The following is a 21262-nucleotide window of genomic DNA, read 5'->3' as shown; positions in this document are numbered from 1 at the left end:
ATCGCGCCCTCGCGTCAATCACCGGGCGGTCAGGAAGCCCCTGGCGCCCGCACCCAGCACGCGAGGCAGGTGCGTGTAGATGTAGCGGCAGCCGCTGGCCAGCACCTCGGGCAAGGTCTCAGTGGTGGCGGGCATGCCCGGTGTCATGCCGGCCGAGCGGATGCGGGCAAGCGTGGTCTCGATCGCGGCGGCGACCGGCGGCGCCTTGGGGTTGCCTGGGTGGCCCATGGATTGAGAGAGGTCGGACGGGCCGATGAAGAAGACGTCGATGCCCGGGACCTTCAGGATCTCCTCGGCATTGGCGATCGCCTCCTCATGCTCCAACTGCACGCACACCAGCGAATGCGCATTCGCCTGCGCGGCGAAATCCGGCATCTTGGCGCCCATACCCCAACGATCCGGCCGCGTTCCGGCAGCCAGGCCTCGGCCTGCTCCCGGTCCGAACTTCACGGCGGCCACGGCGCGGCGTGCATCCTCGGCCGTATTGATGTGCGGGATCTGCACCCCCGCCGCGCCGCGATCCAGGATCTGCTGGATGTCGGCCGTCGTATTGCTGCGCGGCCGGCCGATGGCCGTGATTCCCACCGCATCGGCGGCCATGCACATGAGTTCGACATCCGCGAGCGAGAGCGAGCCATGCTCGCAATCCAAAAGCACCCAGTCGAAGCCCGCATGGCCCAGCATCTCGACGATGGGCGCCGAGGGAAACATCAGCGAGCAGCCCAGCGCGGGCTTCCCGGCCGCAAAAAGGGCCTTCATCTTGTTGGTCATTCGACGCTCCCGGTCGCCAGCGCTCGCGCCCAGCGCGGCCAGCCCAATCCATCCGCGCGGCGCGCGGCCGCATCCCAATCATATTCAAGAGCGAGCAGTTCGGCTCCCCAGCGGCCATGCTGCTTCGTCAGCACGGCGTAGCGCGCATGCGGCGAGCGATGCTCCAGCCCGCCCGCCGCGGGCGAATCGGCAAAGGCGGGGCAGCCCACGCTGCCCGGGTTCAGGATCAGCGTGCCGGCCGGCCCCATCACGACGGCCTGGCGGTGCGAATGGCCGCAGAGCAGCACCGGCGGTGCCGCCCCGGCCAGCCGCTCGGCCAGGATGGCGCGGCGGACGGGGGCGAGGCGCCCATCCTCCGTCACCTCCTCCAACAGATAGGCGGTGTCATCCGTGGGTGTGCCATGCACGGCCAGGATCTCGGGCGTGAACTGCAGCGTGGCGGGCAGGGCGTGCAGCACGGCGCGCTGCGCCTCGGTCAGCGCCTCGCGCGCGAAGAGACCGGCGGGCGGCATCTGTTCGGCCGGCCGGTCCACGATCCAGCGGTCGTGATTGCCGCGCACGGTGGGGATGCCGAGGTCGGCCAGCAGTTCGAAGGTCTCGCGCGGCCAGAGGGGGCCGGCCACGCAATCGCCCAGGTTGATGGTGGCATCCACGCCGCGGCTCGCGAGGTCCGAGAGCACGGCCTCCAGCGCCATGAGGTTGCCGTGGATGTCGGAGATGACGGCAAGGCGCATCAGAGGTTCCGTCGCTCGGCGCGCAGCGTCGTCAGGCCGATACCTGTCGCCTCGAAGCCACCATCCACGGCGATCACCTGGCCCGTGATGTAGCTGGCGCGCTCGGAGCAGAGGTAGAAAATCGCATCCGCCAGCTCGCTCTCCAGCCCATAACGGTTCAGCGGCATCGCGGCGTGGTAGTCGGCGCGGATCTCGGGCGTGTGGACGGCCTTGGCCATGGCGGTGTCCACCGGGCCGGGCGCCACGCAATTGGCGCGGATGCCGAGCGCGGCGAGTTCGACCGCCTGCTGCTTCGTCAGATGCATCAATGCGGCCTTGCTGGTGCCGTAGGCGACACGCAGCGTGGAGGCGCGCAGGCCCGAGATGGAGGCGATGTTGACGATGGCCCCACCCCCGCCCTCGGCCATCAGGGGGGCGGCCGCCTGCGTCATCAGGAAGGGACCGGTGAGATTGACCGCGAGGACGCGGTTCCAATCCTCCTGCGTGGTTTCCAGCAGCGGCTTGAAGATGGCGATGCCGGCGTTGTTCACCAGCGCGTCCAGCCGGCCGAAACGCTCCCGCGTGCGCCGCACGGCGTGCTCCACCGCGGCCGCGTCGGAGACATCGCAAAGCAGTTCCAGCACGGGAGAAGCCAAGGGGCCGGAAAGCGAGGCCACGCCGCTCGCCAGTACATCGGGATCGACGTCGAGGAGGGCGACCTGCCAGCCCTCCTCCAGGAAGCGCCGCGCGGTGGCGAGGCCGATGCCCCGTCCGCCCCCGGTGACGAGGGCGACGCGCGTGCTCATTCGCCGGCGAGGCGGAGGACCGCCTGGGGCGCGCCAAGGCGCATCAGGCCATGCACGTCAGAGGCCGAGGCGAGGCCCACCACCGCATCGGCCAGCGCGCGGGCGCCCTCAGCCCCAAGCACGGCATCGGCCAGGCCATGGAACTTGGCGCGCAGCTCGGCCTCGGTCAGGAAGTTGGCCGGCTCGCCCTTGGGCACGACAACCTTCTTCACGAAGGTCTGACCACGGGCGCGGATGGTGAGCTTGCCCGACATGTTGGCCGGGAACTCGGCCTGGATCTCGGGGTCTTCCTCGCACGTGATCTTGGGCATGAGCGCGCGCAACTCGGGCGCGTCCATCTTCGGGTAGCTGTCCCAGCCGAAATGGCCGTGGGCCAGGGCGCAGGCCACGACGAAGGGGCCAGAGAACTGGCCATCCACCACGTTCTTCGGATTCTGCTTGTAGGCGAGCGGCGCGCCCACCAGGAGCATGCCCTTGTTGGGCAGCCCCATGGTGACGCTCTCGATCTCCTCGGCCTTCAGATTGTGCTCGGCGCGCAGCGCCAGCGCCGCATCCACATTGGCATGGCCGTAGCGGCAGGACGGATAGGGCTTTACCGCCGTCTCCATCAGCTCGAACTCTTTCCCGAGATTGCGGATCGCGCGCTCGGGGTTGGGGTTCGGTGCATAGGCGCGCAGGAAGCCGGCCTTGCCCTCCAGCGCCTCAGTGGCGCCACGGAAGCCCTCGCGCGCCAGGAGTGCGGCGGAGAGGCCGGCCATCGCGGCCCAGCCCACCTGGAAGCGCTTGGTCCAGGCGCCGTTGGCGAGGAACTGCAGGCTGCCGGCGGACTGGCTGAGCGCAATGCCCAGCGCATCGGCGATTTGCGCCTCGGAGAACCCGAAAACTCGGCCAGCGGCGACGGCGCCACCGAAGACGCCGCAGGTGGCCGTCGGGTGGTAGCCGCGGTCGTAATGGTCGCCGCCGGGCAGCGCCACGGCCAGGCGGTTCGTCACCTCATAGCCCGCCACGATGGCGGCGATGATGTCCTTGCCCGAGGCGCCGCAGATCTCGGCGGCGGCGAGTGCGGCCGGGATCACGGGGGCGCCGGGGTGCAGCGTGCCGGCGGCGTGCGTGTCGTCGAAGTCGAGGCTGTGGGCGAAGGCGCCATTCAGCAGCGCGGCCCCGGCGGGGGACCAGCGGCTCGTCTCGCCGAAGACGGCATGGTTGCCATGGCTGAGACCCATCGCCTGGGCGGCGGCCATCAGCGGCAGGCTGCTCTCGGCGTCATGCCGGCCGCGGACGATGTTGCCCAGGAGGTCGAGGATCAGGAAGCGCGTGCGCGCCTCGACCTCGGCGGGCAGGTCCTCATGACGGATATTCGCGGCATAGCGGGCGAAGGCGGCGGTCACGGCGGTCATGGCGTTGTCCTCGGGAGCGTTTCGCCGATCAAACCATAGCCCTCGCGAAGCGACCAGACGCCATGCGCCTTCGCGATGGCCGACCATGGCACTTGCGCGTTGCGGCGGGGGGCGGGAAATGGCACCAAGCCCGGCATGTTCAAGCGCCGTGTCCTGCCTGCCGGATTCGTGGCCCTGCTGGGTTCCCCGGCCCTGGCCCGCAATGCCCTCGGGCAAGGCAGCTTTGAGGCCTTCCTGGAGGGCGTCCGCACCGAGGCGCGCCGCGCCGGCGTGCGGCCAGCGACCTTGAACCGGGCACTCAACGGCCTGCGTCCGAATGAACGCGTGCTGGAGCTGGATCGCCGGCAGGCCGAATTCACGCAGACATGGCCGCAATACCGCGATGCGCGGCTCTCGCCCGCGCGCATCGAGGCCGGGCGGCGCGCCTATGCCGACAACCGGACCCTGCTGGAGAGCATCCAGGCGCGTTACCGCGTGAGCGCGCGGGTCGTCGTCGCCATCTGGGGCATGGAGACGAACTACGGCGGCTTCACCGGCAATTTCAACGTGATCGAAGCGCTGGCGACGCTCGCCTGGGAGGGGCGCCGCGCCGCCTTCTTCCGGGCCGAGTTACTGGCTGCCCTGCGCATCCTGGATGCCGGCAACGTCAGCTTCGAGCGGATGCGCGGCAGCCATGCCGGCGCCATGGGCCATCCGCAATTCATGCCGACGAGCTTCGAGCGGCTGGCTGTGGATTTCGACGGCGACGGCAAGCGCGACATCTGGGACAACAAGGCCGATGCGCTGGGCTCCATCGCCAACTACCTGGCCCGGAGTGGCTGGCGGGAAGGGGAGGTCTGGGGCTTCGAGGTGCTGCTGCCGCGCGGCTTCGATACCAGCCTTGCCGATCACCGGCAGATGCGCGCCATGGCCGAATGGGCGCGGATGGGCGTGACCCGCGCCAGCGGCGGCGGCCTGCCGGGCAGCCCAGGTGAATGGGCAGTCGTGATTCCTGGTCTGTCTCGAGGCGATGACCAGTCCTTCATGGTCGGCGTGAACTTCATGGCGATCCGGCGCTACAACCCGTCCAACTTCTACGCGACGGCCGTGGGATTGCTGTCGGATCGAGTGGCGTGAGGCTTTTAATCCTTGGGCTTTTGGTCCTTGCAGGTTGTACGGCCGCGCCACAACCTCAGCCGCGCTATGTTCTCGGCGAGCCTTACCGGGCCGGCGGCCTCTGGTCCTACCCCAAGGAAGAATTCGCGCTGGATGAAAGCGGCATCGCTGCCATCATGCAGCGCGCCCAGGGCCTGACCGCGAATGGCGAGGCGCGTGACCCGGCGGGCATGGTCGCCGCGCACCGGACGCTGCAACTCCCGGCCATCGTGACCGTCACCAACCTGGACAATGGCCGCTCGCTGCGGCTTCGGGTGCATGATCGCGGGCCGGCCGAGGCAGGGCGCGTGATCGCCGTCTCGCCCCGCGCCGCGCAGCTTCTGGGCGCTGCCGGACCCTTCCGGGCGCGTGTCGTGGTGGACGGCAATGCCTCCCGCGCCGCGATCGAGGGACTGGCCGGCCAGGCGGCGCCTCTGCCCATCGCCACGGCGCCGGTCGGCCGGGTGGAGCGCGAATCCCTCGCTCCGCCGGAGGGGGCGCGCGGGGCGGCGCAACCGGTTCAGGCGGCAGCAAGGCCCGCGAACGAGGTGACCACCAGCCTCCGTGAGCCGGAACGCCTGCCGGAACAGGTGATCCAGGGCTCGCCCAACCCAGGGCGCATCTGGCTCGAAGCCGGGCGCTTCTTCCGCCGCGATCTCGCCCAGGCGCAGGCCGCGCGGATCGGTGGCAGGGCAGAGGCCGTCGGGCCGCCGGGCCGGCAGCAGCAATGGCGCGTCCGCTCCGGGCCCTATGCCAGCATCGCCGAGGCGGATGCGGCGCTCGCCCGCGCCATCGCTCTGGGTCAGCCTGATCTGCGGCTTGCGGTGGACTGAAGCCGCAGCGTATTGCCTGGACCTGTCGCCAAGGGAATCGAGATGTTTCGCCGGACCATGATCGGCGCCTCCGCCGGGCTCGGGCTTGCCGCCCCGGCGCTGGCGCAGAACCGCCCGCCCGCACAGCCGCAGCGGCCGCAGCCCGCGCGCCCCGCCGGCCCGCCCAGTTCACCTGCGCAATCGCCGATCGGGCCGGTGGACACCATCGCGCGCTCGGTCCTGCTGCTGGATTTCGAGACGGGGGCGACGCTGCTGAACAAGCAGGCGGATGAGCGCATGCCCCCCGCCTCCATGTCCAAGCTGATGACCATGTATGCCGTGTTCGACCAGGTGAAGGCGGGCCGGCTGCGCATGGATCAGTCGCTGACGGTGAGCGAGGCCGCCTGGCGCATGGGCGGCTCGAAGATGTTCCTGGAGCGCGGCAGCACCGCAACCGTCGAGGAGCTCTCGCGCGGCGTCATCATCCAGTCCGGAAATGATGCCTGCGTGGTGCTGGCCGAGCACATCTCAGGCTCCGAGCGCGCCTTCGCCGAGATGATCACCAGCCTTGGGCGACAGATCGGCCTCACCTCCAGCACCTTCCGCAACGCCACCGGCTGGCCGGATCCGGAGCATCGGATGACGGCTCGGGACCTCGCCACCCTGGCGCGGCGCATCATCGTGGACCATCCGGAATTCTACCGCTTCTACAGCGAGCGCAGCTTCCGCTGGAACAACATCACGCAGGAGAACCGCAATCCTCTTCTGGGCCGCGTCGCCGGCGCCGATGGGCTGAAGACCGGCCATACGGAGGAGGCGGGCTATGGCCTGACCGCGAGCGTGCGGCGGGGCGAGCGGCGGCTGATCCTGGTGGTGGGCGGCTTGCCCACCATGCGCGCCCGGGCCGAGGAATCCGAGCGACTGATGGAATGGGGCTTCCGCGAATTCGACAACGTCGTCCTCTTCCGCGCCGCCGACACGATCGAGGAGGTACCGGTGCACCTGGGCGATCGCCGGACCGTGCCGCTGATCGGCGGGCGGGAGGTGGTGGCGACCGTCCCCCGCGGGTGGCGGGACAGCCTGCAGGCGCGCATCCGCTACGAGGCGCCGGTGCCCGCGCCCGTGGTCAAGGGCCAGGAACTCGGCCGGCTCGAGATCTCGGGGCGAGGCGTGCCGCCCATGACCCTTCCGCTTTATGCCGGTGCTGATGTGGAACGGCTGGGCGTTCTGGCCCGGATTCCTGCCGTGATCGGACAGATGATGGGCGGGCGGATTTGAGTCCCAGACTCATCACATTCGAAGGCGGCGAAGGCTCAGGAAAAACAACCCAGGTAAAATTTCTGGCCGCTTGGCTCGCAGAGTCTGGGTATTCGGTCCTTCGGACGCGGGAGCCGGGCGGCTCCGCGGGAGCGGAGGCCATCCGTGGCCTGCTCTTGGGACGTTCGGGCTGGGACCCGGTGGCCGAGATGGCCCTTCACTTCGCCGCCCGGCGCGAGCATTGGGCCAAGACCATCGCGCCGAGTCTGGCGGCCGGCAGTTTCGTGGTCTGCGACCGCTTCTTTGACAGCACTTTGGCTTACCAAGTGGCCGGACAGGGCGCGCCACGCCGGACCTGGGAGCAGTTGCGGGCCGCCACGCTGGGCACGGCGGCGCCCGACCTGACACTTTACCTCGACATCCCGGTGGAACTCGGCCTGGCACGCGCCATGGCGCGCGGGGATGCCAACCGGTATGACCGGCTCGGTCTCGATTTCCACGAGCGGATCAGGCAGTCCTTCCTGTCACAGGCTGCGGCCGAACCCGGCCGGATCGCGGTGCTGGATGCATCACGCCCGCTCGCAGAGGTCTCTGCGGCCGTGATCGCCGTGGCGCGCGGAAGGTTGGGCATGCCGTGATTCCGCCCCGTGGGAATCCGGTCCTTGTGGGACACGAGCAGGCTGCAGCCGGCCTTGCCGCGGCGGCGCAGTCCGGCCGGCTGCATCACGCCTGGCTCTTCTGCGGCCCGCCTGGCATTGGCAAGGCCACGCTCGCCTATCGCTTCGCGCGCTGGCTGCTGGCCGGCCAACCGCCCGCTACCGAAGCCCTGCATGTTCCCGAGACGGACCCGGTGTTCCGCCGCGTTGCGGCCGGCAGTCATCCGGACCTCATGGTGTTGGAGCCGCAGGCGGAGCCCGGCAAGCGGCGCATCATCAAGGTGGAGGAGGCGCGGGAGGCCCGGGCCTTCCTGAACTTCACCGCGGCCGAAGGCGGATGGCGCGTGGTCGTCATGGACGAGGTGGAGGCGATGGAGGCGGCCTCTGCCAACACCATCCTGAAAACGCTGGAGGAGCCGCCACCGCGCACTGTCCTGCTGCTGATCACCGCCTCGCCCGGCCGGCTTTTGCCCACCATCCGCAGCCGGTGCCGGCGGCTCGACCTGTTCGGCCTGGACGACGCGGCAATGGAGCGGCTGCTCTCGGGCTGGCTGCCGGACCTGTCGCGGATGGACCGGATGGAACTGATCCGCCTGGCGGAGGGTTCGCCCGGCCGGGCGCTGGAATTGGCGCAAGGGGAGGGGGTGGAGCTCGCCCGCCTCGCCGACGCCACGCTTCGGGATCTTCCGCGCGGCCTGGCCGCCCATGCGCTGGCGGACCGCATCGCGGGACGCGAGGCGGCCCTGGCCTTCCCGGCCTTCTTCAACCTGCTGCTGCGTGGCCTTTCTCAGGCGGTGCGGGCGGCCGCGCGGGGCGAGGCGCCTGCGCCCTGGCTCAACCCGCGCCCGCTGACCGAGTGGGTCGAAGCGGCTGAGGCCGTTGGCAAGCTCGTCCAGGAGACGGAGCGCCTCTCGCTGGACCGGCGCCAGGCGGTTCTCGTCGCGATGGACACCTTGCGGGGGCGCTAGAGGCGCTTCATAGGTCAGGCATGAGCCCGATCTACCTGACCACTCCCATCTATTATGTGAATGACAAGCCGCATATCGGCCATGCCTATACGAGCCTGGCGACCGATGTGCTGGCCCGCTGGCACCGGCTGGCGGGGCGGGAGGTCTATTTCCTGACCGGCACGGATGAGCACGGGCAGAAGGTGGAAAAGGCCGCGCAGGATGCCGGCGAGGCCCCCCAGGCCTTCACCGACCGTGTGAGCCAGGCCTTTCGCGACCTGACGCACACCATGGGCTTTTCCAATGACGGCTTCATCCGCACGACGGAGAAGCGCCATTACGAGGCCTGCCAGGCGCTGTGGAAGCGGCTGGCCGAACGTGGGCAAATCTATCTCGGCGCCTATGAGGGCTGGTACGCGGTACGCGACGAAGCCTTTTACGGCCCCGACGAGCTGACCGAGCGGGATGGCGTGAAATACGCCCCCTCGGGCGCGCCGGTGGAGTGGGTGAGGGAGCCTTCCTACTTCTTCCGTCTCTCAGCTTGGGCTGACAAGTTGCTGGAATACTACGAGATCAATCCGGATTTCATCGCGCCTTCCAGCCGCCGCAATGAGGTGATCAGCTTCATCAAGTCCGGCCTCTCGGACCTCTCCATCTCGCGAACCTCCTTCCGCTGGGGCGTGCCGGTGCCGGGAGATGAGGCGCATGTGATGTATGTGTGGCTGGATGCCCTCACAAATTACATCACGGCCATGGGGTATCCCGATGAAAACGCTGCACTCTGGAAGTTCTGGCCGGCCGATGTTCATTTCGTCGGCAAGGATATCCTTCGCTTCCACGCCATCTATTGGCCGGCCTTCCTCATGGCGGCCGACCTGCCGCCGCCGAAGCGCGTCTTCGCCCATGGCTGGTGGACCAATGAGGGGCAGAAGATCAGCAAATCCCTGGGGAATGTGATTGATCCTCTCGCCCTGGTGGAGGAGTTCGGGCTCGATCCCGTGCGCTACTTCCTGCTCCGCGAAGTGCCCTTCGGCCAGGATGGCGATTTCGCACGCGGCGCCCTGGTGAACCGGTTGAATGGCGAATTGGCGGATGTGCTTGGCAACCTGGCCAACCGCACGCTCTCCCTCATCCAGCGCAATTGCGAGGGTAAGCTGCCCGCGCCCGCGGCGCCGGCAGAGGCGGATGGCGCGCTGCTTGACCCGCTGACGAGTCTGCCCGAGACGGTCGGCAAGCTGCTGGAAAGCCAGCAATACCACCTGGCGCTGGAGGAGATCTTCGCCCAGGTGCGCGGCGCCAATGGCTACATCACCGTCCAGGCGCCCTGGGCCCTGAAGAAGACCGACCCCGTACGGATGGCCGTGGTCCTGCGCCACCTGCACACGGCGTTGCGCGCCTATGCGACCGTGCTGCAGCCTTTCATGCCGGGCAGCATGGCGGCGCTGCTCGACCAGTTGGGCGTGCCGCCAGACGCGCGCAGCCTCGCCGCCTTGGCCCTTCCGCTGCCAGAGGGGCATATGCTGCCGCCTCCATCTCCCTTGTTCCGCAAGGTTGAGAGCGTCGGTTAACATTCTGATGATCATCGATTCACACTGCCACCTGGACTACTTCGCCGAGACCGAGATCGAGGAGATCCTGGCGCGAGCGGCTGCGGCCGGCGTGACGCGCATGGTCACGATCGGCACCTCTGTGCCCCAGGCGGCGGCTGTGCGGGCCTTGGTGGAGCGCTTCCCGCAGGTCTGGGGCACGGTCGGCGTTCATCCGCACCGCGCGGCCGAGGGCGTGATGCCGAGTGTCGAGGAGCTCGTCGCCTTGGCGGATCACCCTCGCATCATCGGCCTGGGCGAAAGCGGGCTGGACTATTTCTACGACAAGTCGCCGCGGGAGGTTCAGCAGGAGGGATTTCGTCGCCATTGCCGCGCCGCGCGGGAGTCCCGTCTGCCGCTTGCCATCCATGCGCGCGAGGCGGATGACGACATCACGCGGATCCTGGCCGAGGAGCGGGCAGGGGGCGCCTTTCCCTTCCTCCTGCACTGCTTTAGCTCAACACCGCAACTTGCTGATTCAGCGGTGGAGATGGGTGGTTACATCTCCTTCTCCGGCATCCTGACCTTCCCGAAATCCGCCGAACTGCGCGAGGTCGCCGCGCGGCTGCCGCTCGATCGTCTGCTGCTCGAGACGGATTCGCCCTACCTCGCGCCCGTGCCGCTCCGCGGAAAACGTTGCGAGCCCGGCTTCACCGCGCATACCGCTAAGGTCCTGGCCGAATGTCGCGGCGTGAGCGTCGAGGAGATCGGGCGGATCACCAGCGAGAATTTCCATCGCCTCTATCCCAAGGCCACATGAGCCAGGGGCTGAGGGTCACGCTGCTCGGCACAGGGCCCTCGCAAGGGGTACCGGCCGTGGGAGGCCCCGACGGGGCTGGCCAATGGGGAGAATGCGATCCCACCGAGCCCCGCAATCGGCGCATGCGGACCTCAGCGCTGGTGCAGTCCGCCGATGGCCGAGCCTTGCTGGTGGATGCGGGGCCCGATGTCAGGACCCAGTTGCTGGGCGCACGCGTCACGCGCCTGGATGCGCTGCTGGTCACCCATGCCCATGCCGACCACATCGCTGGCCTGGACGAAATGCGGGCCATCAATCGCTCCATGGGCGCCGTCCTGCCACTCCATGCCAGCGCGACGACGCTCGCCGAGCTGAAGGCACGCTTCGCCTATGCCTTCCTGGCGCCGACCGGCTTCTTCTATCGGCCCGTGCTCGACGGGCAGGTTGTAGCCCCGGGCGGACCGGTGGCGCTGGGTGGAATCGCTTGCGAATTGCTCGACATGGATCACGGCGCCACGCGAAGCCTTGGGCTCAGGATCGGGCGCTTCGCCTACACGACTGACGTGATCCGCATGCCGGCCGAGAGCCTCGCGAAGCTGCACGGCCTCGATACCTGGGTGGTGAGCTGCATGCAGCCCGGCGACCAGAATCCGGTGCATGCCGGACTCGATCAGGTGCTGGCCTGGCGCGACGAGATCCGCCCACGACGCACGGTGCTGACGCATCTGGGGGACCGGATGGATTACGCCCGAATCTCGGCCCGGCTACCGAAGGGGGTCGAGCTCGGCTTCGACGGCCTGACCCTCGACGTGCCCGGATGAGCCCATCCACAGGCTTTTCCCCAGGGCTTTTCTTTCCATAATAAAGATTATGCGACAAATCGACCTGTGCATAACCGGAGCCGCCCATGACCGACCCCCGTCCCGCCTCTGGCCCCGCCATGCAGGCCCTGCTCGATGTGATGGCGCGGCTGCGCGATCCGGTAAGCGGCTGCCCATGGGACATCGTGCAGGATTTCGCCTCCATCGCGCCCTACACGGTGGAAGAAGCGCATGAGGTGGCGGATGTGATCCAGCGCGGGCCGGACCCGGCGGCGCTTCAGGATGAACTGGGCGATCTGCTGCTCCAGGTCGTCTATCACGCGCAGATGGCGCAGGAGCGCGGCTGGTTCCGGTTCGAGGATGTGGCCGCCGGCGTCACCGCCAAGATGATCCGCCGCCATCCGCACGTCTTCGGGAGCGCCGAGATCGCCACCGCCGAGGCCCAAACCGAGGCCTGGGAGGTTCAGAAGCTGGCCGAGCGCGCCTCAAGGGCCGAAACCGGCGTCCTTGCCGGAGTGGCGGCTGCCCTGCCCGGACTGACGCGCGCCGCGAAGCTGACCCGCCGCGCCGCCCGTGTGGGTTTCGACTGGCCGGATGCTTACGCGGTCCTGGACAAGCTCGACGAGGAAGTGGCGGAGCTTCGCGCCGAACTGCCGAGCGCCGTGCCCGGCCGCCTGGCCGATGAGGTGGGAGACCTGCTCTTCGTGCTCGCCAACCTGGCCCGGAAGCTGGATCTCGACCCCGAAAGCTGCATTGGCCAGGCCAATGCCAAGTTCGAACGGCGCTTCGGCGCGGTCGAGGCCGCGCTGGCCTCCCAAGGCCGCAGCCCGGCCGATGCCACCCTGGATGAAATGGAACAGGAATGGATTCTGGCCAAGCGGAGCGGCCTATAGTCCTAGGATTTTAACCTCTCTTCACAGGGAGAGGTATGAAGTCCTTATCGTCGCCCGGGACCTTGGCGAAGCGCCCGGCCGCCCAATCCGCCTTGGCCTGCTCGATCCGCTCCCGGCGCGAGGAGACGAAGTTCCAGAAGATGTGCCGCGGGCCGTCCATCACGGCGCCGCCCAGCAGAAGGAGGCGCGCCCCCTGCCCTTCGCCCCGGATCGAGATCCGGTCCCCCGCGCGGAACACCAGCATCCGGCCGGCGTCGAAGACCTGGCCCGCCACCGAAACGGCGCCCTGCACCACATAGGCACCACGCTCCTCGTGATGGTCAGGCAAGGGGCAGTCGGCGCCGGGCGCAAGTTCCAGATCGGCGTAGAAGAGCGGCCAATGCGTCTCGACCGGGGCTCGCTGCCCCCAGCCCTCGCCGGCCACCAGACGGAGCCGGGCGCCCTGGTCTTCGATCACGGGCAGCGCCTCGGCTGGGTGATGGGCGAAGGCGGGCGCCGTCTCCTCCAGCGAAGCGGGCAGCGCAGCCCAGGACTGGATGCCGAAGAGGCGGTTGCGATGCGCGCGCAAGCCGGGCGCGGTCCGCTCCGAATGGGCGATCCCCTGCCCCGCCGTCATCCAGTTGAGCGCGCCGGGTTGGATCGGCTGCTTGGACCCCAGGCTGTCCCGGTGCAGGATCTCGCCCTCGAAGAGATAGGTCACGGTGGAGAGGCCGATATGCGGGTGCGGCCGCACATCGAGGCCCTGCCCGGTCAGGAACTCGCCGGGGCCCATCTGGTCGAAGAAGATGAAGGGCCCGATCATCTGCCGCTCGCGTGTCGGCAGGGCACGCCGAACCTCGAACCCGCCCACGTCATGCGCGCGCGGGAGGATCACGCTCTCGATCATCGGGCAAATCCCTATCTCTGGCCGGGCCACCGTCCGCCCGATGCGGGGGGGCCCTTGGCCGCGAAGAGGCTGCCGCCATAGCCCGCGGCCTCCGGAATCCGCAGCAGGGTCCCGCCCGCGCCATCGGGCAGCGGTTCGGGCATCACGGTCACGATGGGCGTGGCGCGCGCGGTGGCGATGGCTTCCTCCGCCGCCTGGTGGCGCGCCAGACGCTCCAGGTTCAGCCGGGTCGCGAAGACGAGCGTCCGCCGTCCGGCCTCGGCCTCGGCCAGGGCGTGCCCGGGCCGGATCCAGACGGCCTCCACCGCTTCCCTCCCGTCATGGATCGCCTCCTGGCCCTCCGGGGCATGGGCCAGGAAGAAATGCGTGTCGAACCGCTTCGGGCTGTGCGCCGGCGTGATCCAATGCGCGAAGGGCGTCAGCGCCGCATGGTTCGGCCTCAGGCCCCGGGCATGCAGGTGCGCCAGAAATTCGCCCTCGGCCGGCACCTCGGGCCCGGGTGGATGCGCGAGCAGGATGCCCGACTCCTCCCAGGCCTCGCGAATGGCGGCAACGCGAAAGGCGCCGAGCGGATCATCGGCCGGGGCCAACGCCGCATCCGTCGTCTCGACGCGCCCGCCAGGGAAGACCAGAGCGCCGGAGGCGAAATCCACCTCCCGCGCGCGGGCGACCATGAGGACTTCGAGGCCCTCTCTGCCGTCGCGCAGCAGGAGGATGGTGGCGGCCGGGCGCGGCTGGACGGGTGTGCTCATCGCGCCAGTGAAGCCCAGCCAGGGCGCCCCGGCTACTCCGCCCGGATGTTGCCCTCGCGGATGATGGGCAGCCAGGTCTCATATTCGCGGCGGATGAAGGTCGCGAACTGTTCCGGCGTGCCGGGCACCACCGTGCCGGCCTGGGCGCGGAAGACCTGCTCGCGCACCTCGTCCATCGTGATGATCCGGGTGAAGACCTCGTTGATGCGGGCGACGAGGCCGGGCTCCATCCCCGCCGGCGCCACGATCCCGTGCCAGACGGCCGTGTTGTAGCCGGGCAGCGTATCGGCCAGCGCCGGAATGCCGGGCAGTGCCGGCGTGCCGCCAGGCACCGAGATGGCGATGGCCTTCGCCCTGCCTTCCCGGATCATGTTCAGCCCGGAGGAGACGGTGGGGAAGCCGAATTGCGCATCGCCGCGGATCAGCGCCGTCACCATCTCGGCGCCGCTGCGATAGGGCACGTGCACCATCTTGAGGCCTGCCCGCTTCAGGAAGAGCTCCATGAAAAGGTGGCTGCCATTGCCATTGCCGGCAGAAGAGAAGGTGAAGCCGTCCGGACGGGCGCGCGCGGCGGCGATCACTTCCGCCGCCGTCGTCGCCGTGACCGAGGGATGCGCCATGAGCACGCCGGGCAGGTTGACGAGATGCACGATGGGGGTGAAGGCCGTCATCGGGTCATAGGGCAGGCTCGGATAGAGCAGGCGGCCGATCGCGTTGGCGCCGACATCGGACATCATGAGCGTCAGCCCGTCCGGCCGTTGCTGCGCCACGAAGGCACCCGCGATGGTGCCGCCGGCCCCAGGCCGATTCTCCACCACCAGCGTCTGCCCGCCCGTGTGCTCGCCGAAACGCGCGGCCACGGTGCGGCTCAGCGTGTCCACTGCGCCGCCTGCGCCGAAGGGCACGATCAGGCGGATCGGCCGGTCAGGCCATGGGCTCTGCGCCAGCGCAGGTGCCGCGAGCAGCGTCCCGGCGGCCGCAAGAATGTTCCGGCGAGGGGTGGGGTACATGGACGTATTCTCCCGCTTGGCCCATGGAAACGTCCCGGGCCTTCTTGACCGGGGCTTTGCCCTGACCACTCTCTGCATGCAAGCATGCTCTGAGCCGATATGAGGATTTCGCTGTGACCTGGTCATTGCTCGCGCACGAGCCCGAAACCGGCAGCTTTGCGGTGGCCGTCACCACCTGCGCGCTTGCCGTCGGCGCCTCCTGCCCCTTCGTGCGCGCGGGCGTGGGCGCCGTTTCGACGCAGTCCATCACCAATCGCTATCTCGGCCCGGCCGTACTCGATGCCATGGCCCGCGGCCTTTCGCCTGCGGCCGCGATCGAGGGCGCGCTGGTGGGCGATGAGGGCAAGAACCTCCGCCAGATCCACGCGATCGACAGCCATGGCCGGAGCGCCGCCTGGACGGGGCAGAACTGCGTGGAATGGGCTGGTGCGCGTTCGGGCACCGGGTGGTCCATCGCGGGCAACATGCTCTCCGGCGAGGCCGTCATCGCGGACACGCTGGCAAGCTTCCTCGCGCGGCAGGAACTGGCCTTGCCCGAGCGCATGCTCCAGGCGCTCCAGGCAGGCGAGGTCGCGGGGGGTGACAAGCGGGGACGGCAATCGGCGGCGCTGAAGCTCATCACCTCGGAGGATTTCCCGGATATCGACCTGCGGGTGGATGACCATGCGAACCCGTTGGATGAGCTTGAGCGCCTGCTGAAGCTGTGGCGCCTGACGCGAGCCCCGGGGCTGCGCAACCAGCCGAGCCGTGCGCACCCCTCGGGCAGCACGAACATGGACGCCATCGAGGCGAACTGGCGCAAGCAGGGCCTGGATCTGAAGTTCCGCCGCTAGGCTCGGTCCCGCCTGGCGGGATGAACTGACGGCAATGGGCGCAAGCCGCCATTGCATGGGGCGAAGCCGGGCCGGTACGGTTTCGTCCGAGACCGGCCGCCCGTGCGGGCCCCGGCCGTTGGAGGTTCATCATGACCAACCAGATCGATGATGACGCCTATCCGGGCACGGCCATCGCCTATATCCGCGCCACCTGGGGGTCGCAGAGCTTCGTGGGCTCGGGCGCGCTGGTCGGCCGCAACGATGTCCTCACCGCCGCCCATGTGGTCTACAGCGCGACGTTCGGCCGCCTCGCCGACCGCATCGAAATCGCATTTTCTTACGATCCCAATGAGGGCACGCCCGCCTGGATCAACCCGGTCTGGGTCCAGTGGTACCGGGATTTCGATCCCAATCGCGATACCCGCATCTCCAGCGGGGACGGCCGGGCCGGCTCGCTCGCGGGTGCGGAACTGGATGTGGCACTCCTCTCGCTCGGCACCGCTCCCGGCGACCGCAATGGTTGGTTCGGGATGGACCCGAACAGCCAGGGCGGCTCGGTCGGCGTGATCGGCCACCCTTCGGTCTATGGCAACCGGATGATGTTCGACGCTGGGACCGCCACGAAGGACGCGGTGGACAACGTGTTCAACATCCGCTCCGACCTGGAGATCAACGGCGGCAATTCGGGCGGCCCGATCTATGTCGGCAACTACAGCATCGTCGGCGTCGTCTCGACCGCGATCGCCGCCGCCGCGCTGACCGCCCACTGGAACTGGCTCATCCCCTCCATCAGCATCAATGACGGGGAACTGACCCGCGGGCAGGACGTGTTCCGTTTCTACAATGCGAACACCGGCGCCCATTTCTTCACCGCCAGCATGATCGAGGCGCGTGACGTGGCCGGAGGCTCATCGGGCTATGCCTATGAGGGGCTGGCCTTCGGGACGCTGGCGACGGCAAGCACCGGCATCCCCGTCTATCGCCTCTACAACTTCGACACGGGGCGGCATTTCTACACGGCGAGCCGGAGCGAGATGCTGGGCCTCGACGCGCGGCGCGAATGGGCGCTGGAGAACACCGCCTTCTACGCCTATGGCAGCGGCGGCGCCGGGCGGGACGAGATCTACCGGTTCTTCAACACGAAGACGGGCGTGCACCTCTACACCAACTCGGAGAATGAGCGGGACACCATCATCGCGTCCAATCCCGTCTTCAAATACGAGGGCATCGCCTACTACACCGACCTCGCCTGGTAGCTGGCCCGGCTTGCCGCGTGCCGGGCGGTCTGAGACAGTCCGGCCGCGACACAGCCGAAGAGATGTCCACTGATGGATGCCGTGACCCCTGGCCCCCTGCCCCAGGCCGATGCCCTTGCTCTGCGCTATGGCGCTGACGCGATCCCTGCCGCTGGCCCGTGGAACGACCATATCGCGCTGCTGCTCTCGCACCGCTCGGTGCGCGGCTACCGGCCGGATGCGCTGCCGGAGGGCACGCTCGAGACGCTGATCGCCGCCGCGCAATCGGCCGCCACCAGCTCCAACCTGCAGACCTGGTCGGTCGTCGCGGTGCATGACCCGGCGGCGCGGGCGGCCATGGCCAAGGCGGCCGGCAACCAGAAGCATATCGAGCAATGCCCGCTCTTCCTCGTCTGGTGCGCCGATGTCTCGCGCAATGCGCGCCTGGGCGTGCAGGAGGGCGTGGACCTGCCCACCCTGCCCTATCTCGAGACCTTCCTGGTCGCCGCCATCGATGCGGCGCTGGCCGCGCAGAACGCCGTGGTGGCCGCCGAGTCGCTCGGTCTCTCCACCGTGTATATCGGCGCGCTGCGCAATGATCCGGCGCTGGTGGCCGAGCTCCTCGGCCTCCCGGCCGGCGTGATGGGCGTCTTTGGCCTTTGCGTCGGCTATGCGGCGCCGGGCGTGACCAATGAGGTGAAGCCGCGCCTCGCGCAGCCCGCCATCCTCTTCCATGACCGCTACGATGCCTCGGGCGAGCCCGCGCTGCGCGCCGCCTATGACGCGAAGATGGCCGAGTTCTCGAAGCGCAATGAGATGGCCGCCACAAGCTGGAGCCAACGCGTCATCGCCCGCATGGGCAAGCTCACCGCCATGGGCGGGCGCGACAAGCTCTCGGACGTGCTGCGCGCACTGGGCTTCCCGCTGCGCTGAACCTGCCCAGAATTTCACTCGCCAAGGCAGGCGCGGGCCGCGACACTCCCTGAAAAGACTGAGGGAGTGACGCGTGCAAGTAACCGACCGGATCACCGGCGGCGTGCTGGTGGCCTTGGGTGCGGCCGCGGCCTGGTTCGGCTCGCGCCTGCCGGCCGTGCCCGGACAGGATATCGGGCCCGCCGCCTTTCCCATGCTGATCGGCTTCGGGCTCATCTGCTGCGGCGCGCTCATCGCGCTCGGCGTCGGCCAGAGCTTCGAGGCGCCCGAACCGGCCGAGCCCTCCTCGGCACCAAAGCCGCGCCTGGGCGCCGTCGGCGTGATCATCCCGCCGGCGCTGCTGCTCTTCTACGCCTATGCCTCCGAGACGCTGGGCTTCCTGTTGACGGCCTTCATCATGGTGCTGGTGGCGGGCCTCGCCCTTGGCTCGCGCCTTTCCATCGCCATCCCGGTGGCGATCGGCGGGCCCATCCTCGTGCATCTCGCCTTTGCCAAGCTGCTCCGGGTGCCGCTGCCCCAGGGCCTGATCCCGGCGCCCTGGTAGCATGGAGCCCTTCCTCGAAGGCCTGCGCCTCGTCCTCGCGACCGATGTGCTCATCGCCATCCTGGCCTCGGCCGTCTATGGCCTGGTGGTGGGCTCGTTGCCCGGGCTGTCCGCGACAATGGCGACCGCGCTGCTGGTGCCCGTCACCTTCTGGCTCTCGCCCATCGCGGCCATCGCCACGATCATCACGGCCTCCGCCATGGCGATCTTCTCGGGCGACATTCCGGGTGCCTTGCTGCGCATCCCCGGTACGCCGGCCTCCGCCGCCTACACGGACGAGGCCTATGCGCTGACCCGCAAGGGCCAGGCGGAACTGGCGCTCGGCGCCGGCCTCTGGTTCAGCGCCATCGGCGGGATCGTCGGCACCATCTCGCTCATGCTGCTGGCGCCGGCGCTGGCCGAGATCGCCCTCTCCTTCTCGACCTATGAGTATTTCTGGCTCGCCCTGCTCGGGCTGATGTGCGCCACGCTCGTCGCGCGCTCCTCGCCCATCAAGGCCATCGCCTCCATGCTGCTTGGACTGCTCATCGCCTGCATCGGGATGGAGAACCCGGCCGGCACGCCGCGCTTTACCTTCGGCATCCCGGACCTGCTGGGCGGCATCGAGCCCATCCCTGCCCTGGTCGGCGTCTTCGCCGTCAGCGAGGTGATGCGCGCCATGGCCGAGGCCGAGCCGCCCAAGCTGCCACGACGGCGTTTCGGCTCCATCCTCGCCAATCAATGGTTCCTGACGAAGAAATACCAGTTCCAGATGTGGCGGGGGAACTTCGTGGGCATCATCATCGGCGTGCTGCCCGGAGCGGGCGCCGACATGGCGGCCTGGGTCAGCTATGCGATGGCGAAGAAATTCTCGAAGGAGCCGGAGAAATTCGGCACCGGCCACCCGGAAGGCCTGGTGGAGGCCGGTGCCTCCAACAACGCCTCGCTCGCCTCGGGCTGGGTCCCTTCCCTGCTCTTCGGCATCCCCGGCGACACCATCACCGCCATCGCCATCGGTGTGCTCTACATGAAGGGGCTCAACCCTGGGCCCACGCTCTTCACCGAGCGGGCCTCGTCCATGTACGCGCTCTACATCATCTTCATCCTGGCCAACATCATCATGATCCCGCTTGGCATCATGATGATCCGTGCCGCCTCCACCGTGCTGCGCGCGCCGCGCTCGGCCGTGATGCCGGTGATCCTGCTGCTTTGCGCCGTGGGCTCCTTCGCCACCGGCAACAACCTCTTCGCCGTGCTGCTGGTGGCGCTCTTCGGCGTGCTCGGCTTCGTCATGGAGAAGAACGGCTATCCGGTCGCCGCCCTCGTGCTCGGCATCGTCATGGGCAGCATGCTGGAACAGAACTTCGTCACCAGCCTCATCAAGTCCGACGGCGATGTGCTGCCCTTCTTCGAGCGGCCCGTCTCCTCCTTTCTCGCGGCGCTGACCTTCAGCGCGCTGCTCTGGCCGCTCCTTGCCTGGATCTGGATGCGCCTGTCACGGCGCCGTTCGCCTGCCTGAACCAACACAGCAACATCTAGGGAGACACGACATGATCATCACCTCACGCCGCCTCATCCTCGGCGCCACGCCGGCCCTGATCGCCGCCCCCGCGCTCGCCCAGCCGCGCTGGCCGGTGCGCCCGGTGCAACTCCTCTGCCCATGGGCGGCCGGTGGCGGCACCGATGCCGTGGTGCGCATCATCGCGAACCTGCTGGAGAAGGAATTGGGCCAGCCCTTCAACGTGATCAACCGCACCGGCGGCTCGGGCGTCGTCGGCCACGCCGCCATCGCGCAAGCCGCGCCCGATGGCTACACGCTCGGCATGATCACGGCCGAAATCTGCATGCTGCACTGGCAGGGCCTGACCGAACTCACCTTCCGCAACTACACGCCGCTCGCGCTCATGAACAACGACCCGCCGGGGATCCAGGTCAATGTCAACGCACCCTACCGCGACGTCGGTCAACTCGCCGAGGCCATCCGCACGAGCCGCCCGGGCCAGCTGAAATCCAGCGGCACCGGCCAGGGCGGCATCTGGCACCTCGCGCTTGCCGGCTGGCTCATGGCCATGCGCCTGCCCGCCAACCACGTCCGCTGGGTGCCCTCCAACGGCGCGGCGCCGGCCATGCAGGACCTGGCCGCCGGCGGCCTCGACTTCACCACCAACTCCGTCGTCGAAGCCCGCGCCATGCTGGACGCGAACCGCGCCCGCGCGCTCGCCGTCATGTCCAACGAACGCCTCGGCGCCTTCCCGAACATCCCGACGCTGAAGGAGGCGATGAACATCGACTACGCGACCGGCGCCTGGCGCGGCATCGCAGGCCCGCTCAACATCCCGGCCGAAGCCCGCACCACCATGAACGCCGCCCTGGGCCGCGTCTTCCGCTCGGCCGAATACAGCGAATTCATGAACAACCGCGGCTTCGGCATGAGCTACGCCGATGCCGACGGCTTCGCCCGCCACCTCGCCGCCGCCGACGCCTCCCTCGGCGACGCGATGAAAGCGGCCGGCCTGGCACGCAGCTGACGCTCGGGCGCGACCTTGAGAGGGGCTTTGCCCCTCTCAAACTCTCCC

The 21262-nt window shown here is 68.8% G+C and carries 22 protein-coding genes; 15 read left to right on the top strand and 7 right to left on the bottom strand.

The window, feature by feature from the left end; genetic code table 11:
* Window positions 1-18: 18 nt before the first annotated feature.
* The 4 genes from KTR66_RS15760 to KTR66_RS15745 are packed head-to-tail and all read right to left on the bottom strand — an operon-like array spanning window position 19 to window position 3687.
* Window positions 19-771 (bottom strand): HpcH/HpaI aldolase/citrate lyase family protein, encoded by a 753-nt coding sequence (locus KTR66_RS15760; RefSeq protein ID WP_213614081.1) that lies wholly within the window; start codon window positions 769-771, stop codon window positions 19-21.
* Window positions 768-1505, bottom strand: a complete 738-nt coding sequence (locus tag KTR66_RS15755) for a metallophosphoesterase (RefSeq protein ID WP_213614079.1) — start codon at window positions 1503-1505, stop codon at window positions 768-770. The genes KTR66_RS15760 and KTR66_RS15755 overlap by 4 nt, the downstream gene beginning before the upstream one ends.
* Window positions 1505-2290, bottom strand: coding sequence for an SDR family NAD(P)-dependent oxidoreductase (locus tag KTR66_RS15750; RefSeq protein ID WP_213614076.1), 786 nt, complete (start codon window positions 2288-2290; stop codon window positions 1505-1507). Before KTR66_RS15750 ends, KTR66_RS15755 begins: the two co-directional genes overlap by 1 nt.
* The gene (locus tag KTR66_RS15745; protein ID WP_213614074.1) at window positions 2287-3687 is read right to left on the bottom strand and encodes an MmgE/PrpD family protein; all 1401 of its coding nucleotides are present in this window, start codon (window positions 3685-3687) and stop codon (window positions 2287-2289) included. Before KTR66_RS15745 ends, KTR66_RS15750 begins: the two co-directional genes overlap by 4 nt.
* Window positions 3688-3822: 135 nt before the next feature.
* Here KTR66_RS15745 and KTR66_RS15740 point away from each other — a divergent pair, with 135 nt between their 5' ends.
* The 9 genes from KTR66_RS15740 (at window position 3823) to mazG (ending at window position 12532) form a co-directional block, all read left to right on the top strand.
* Window positions 3823-4803, top strand: coding sequence for a lytic transglycosylase domain-containing protein (locus KTR66_RS15740; protein WP_213614072.1), 981 nt, complete (start codon window positions 3823-3825; stop codon window positions 4801-4803).
* Entirely contained in the window at window positions 4800-5654 is an 855-nt protein-coding gene (locus tag KTR66_RS15735) for an RlpA-like double-psi beta-barrel domain-containing protein (protein WP_213614070.1), read from the top strand. Before KTR66_RS15740 ends, KTR66_RS15735 begins: the two co-directional genes overlap by 4 nt.
* A gap of 42 nt (window positions 5655-5696) precedes the next feature.
* Window positions 5697-6911, top strand: coding sequence for a D-alanyl-D-alanine carboxypeptidase family protein (locus tag KTR66_RS15730; protein ID WP_213614068.1), 1215 nt, complete (start codon window positions 5697-5699; stop codon window positions 6909-6911).
* A complete protein-coding gene (tmk, locus tag KTR66_RS15725) occupies window positions 6908-7528 on the top strand; it encodes a dTMP kinase (protein ID WP_213614066.1) in 621 nt (206 codons plus the stop codon). Before KTR66_RS15730 ends, tmk begins: the two co-directional genes overlap by 4 nt.
* A gap of 26 nt (window positions 7529-7554) precedes the next feature.
* Window positions 7555-8514 carry a DNA polymerase III subunit delta' gene (locus KTR66_RS15720; RefSeq protein ID WP_371819143.1) on the top strand — a complete coding sequence of 320 codons (960 nt, stop codon included), beginning with the start codon at window positions 7555-7557 and terminating at the stop codon, window positions 8512-8514.
* 20 nt (window positions 8515-8534) lie between these two features.
* Window positions 8535-10061 (top strand): methionine--tRNA ligase, encoded by a 1527-nt coding sequence (gene metG / locus KTR66_RS15715; RefSeq protein ID WP_213614062.1) that lies wholly within the window; start codon window positions 8535-8537, stop codon window positions 10059-10061.
* A 7-nt stretch (window positions 10062-10068) separates the two neighbouring features.
* On the top strand, window positions 10069-10839 hold the full coding sequence (locus KTR66_RS15710) for a TatD family hydrolase (protein ID WP_213614060.1): 771 nt from the start codon (window positions 10069-10071) through the stop codon (window positions 10837-10839).
* 122 nt (window positions 10840-10961) lie between these two features.
* Window positions 10962-11639: an MBL fold metallo-hydrolase gene (locus KTR66_RS15705; RefSeq protein WP_371819142.1), complete on the top strand. Its 678-nt coding sequence runs from the start codon at window positions 10962-10964 to the stop codon at window positions 11637-11639.
* Window positions 11640-11725: 86 nt separating this feature from the next.
* A complete protein-coding gene (gene mazG, locus KTR66_RS15700; RefSeq protein ID WP_213614058.1) occupies window positions 11726-12532 on the top strand; it encodes a nucleoside triphosphate pyrophosphohydrolase in 807 nt (268 codons plus the stop codon).
* Between the two features lie 10 nt (window positions 12533-12542).
* Here the strand turns inward: mazG and KTR66_RS15695 are convergent, their stop codons facing one another.
* Genes KTR66_RS15695 through KTR66_RS15685 form a run of 3 tightly spaced genes read right to left on the bottom strand, consistent with a single transcriptional unit; the run spans window position 12543 to window position 15180 of the window.
* Window positions 12543-13418 carry a pirin family protein gene (locus KTR66_RS15695; protein WP_213614056.1) on the bottom strand — a complete coding sequence of 292 codons (876 nt, stop codon included), beginning with the start codon at window positions 13416-13418 and terminating at the stop codon, window positions 12543-12545.
* An 11-nt stretch (window positions 13419-13429) separates the two neighbouring features.
* A complete protein-coding gene (locus KTR66_RS15690) occupies window positions 13430-14170 on the bottom strand; it encodes an NUDIX domain-containing protein (protein WP_213614054.1) in 741 nt (246 codons plus the stop codon).
* A gap of 32 nt (window positions 14171-14202) precedes the next feature.
* On the bottom strand, window positions 14203-15180 hold the full coding sequence (locus KTR66_RS15685) for a tripartite tricarboxylate transporter substrate binding protein (protein ID WP_249732172.1): 978 nt from the start codon (window positions 15178-15180) through the stop codon (window positions 14203-14205).
* 113 nt (window positions 15181-15293) lie between these two features.
* On the opposite strand from KTR66_RS15685, the gene KTR66_RS15680 reads away from it, so the two are divergent.
* The 6 genes from KTR66_RS15680 (at window position 15294) to KTR66_RS15655 (ending at window position 21214) form a co-directional block, all read left to right on the top strand.
* Window positions 15294-16013 carry a DUF1028 domain-containing protein gene (locus KTR66_RS15680; RefSeq protein WP_213614052.1) on the top strand — a complete coding sequence of 240 codons (720 nt, stop codon included), beginning with the start codon at window positions 15294-15296 and terminating at the stop codon, window positions 16011-16013.
* A gap of 131 nt (window positions 16014-16144) precedes the next feature.
* Window positions 16145-17251, top strand: coding sequence for a trypsin-like peptidase domain-containing protein (locus tag KTR66_RS15675; protein WP_213614050.1), 1107 nt, complete (start codon window positions 16145-16147; stop codon window positions 17249-17251).
* A 72-nt stretch (window positions 17252-17323) separates the two neighbouring features.
* Window positions 17324-18163, top strand: coding sequence for a nitroreductase family protein (locus tag KTR66_RS15670; RefSeq protein WP_213614048.1), 840 nt, complete (start codon window positions 17324-17326; stop codon window positions 18161-18163).
* Window positions 18164-18236: 73 nt separating this feature from the next.
* On the top strand, window positions 18237-18707 hold the full coding sequence (locus KTR66_RS15665; protein WP_213614046.1) for a tripartite tricarboxylate transporter TctB family protein: 471 nt from the start codon (window positions 18237-18239) through the stop codon (window positions 18705-18707).
* A gap of 1 nt (window position 18708) precedes the next feature.
* Window positions 18709-20205, top strand: coding sequence for a tripartite tricarboxylate transporter permease (locus KTR66_RS15660; protein ID WP_213614044.1), 1497 nt, complete (start codon window positions 18709-18711; stop codon window positions 20203-20205).
* Window positions 20206-20236: 31 nt separating this feature from the next.
* Entirely contained in the window at window positions 20237-21214 is a 978-nt protein-coding gene (locus KTR66_RS15655; RefSeq protein WP_213614042.1) for a tripartite tricarboxylate transporter substrate binding protein, read from the top strand.
* The last annotated feature ends 48 nt before the right edge of the window (window positions 21215-21262 follow it).

This window comes from Roseococcus sp. SDR (assembly GCF_019083995.1).
In the GTDB taxonomy this organism is placed as follows: Bacteria; Pseudomonadota; Alphaproteobacteria; order Acetobacterales; family Acetobacteraceae; genus Roseococcus.
Note: the sequence above shows the minus strand (reverse complement) of the source record. Positions and strands in the feature narration are given on the sequence as shown.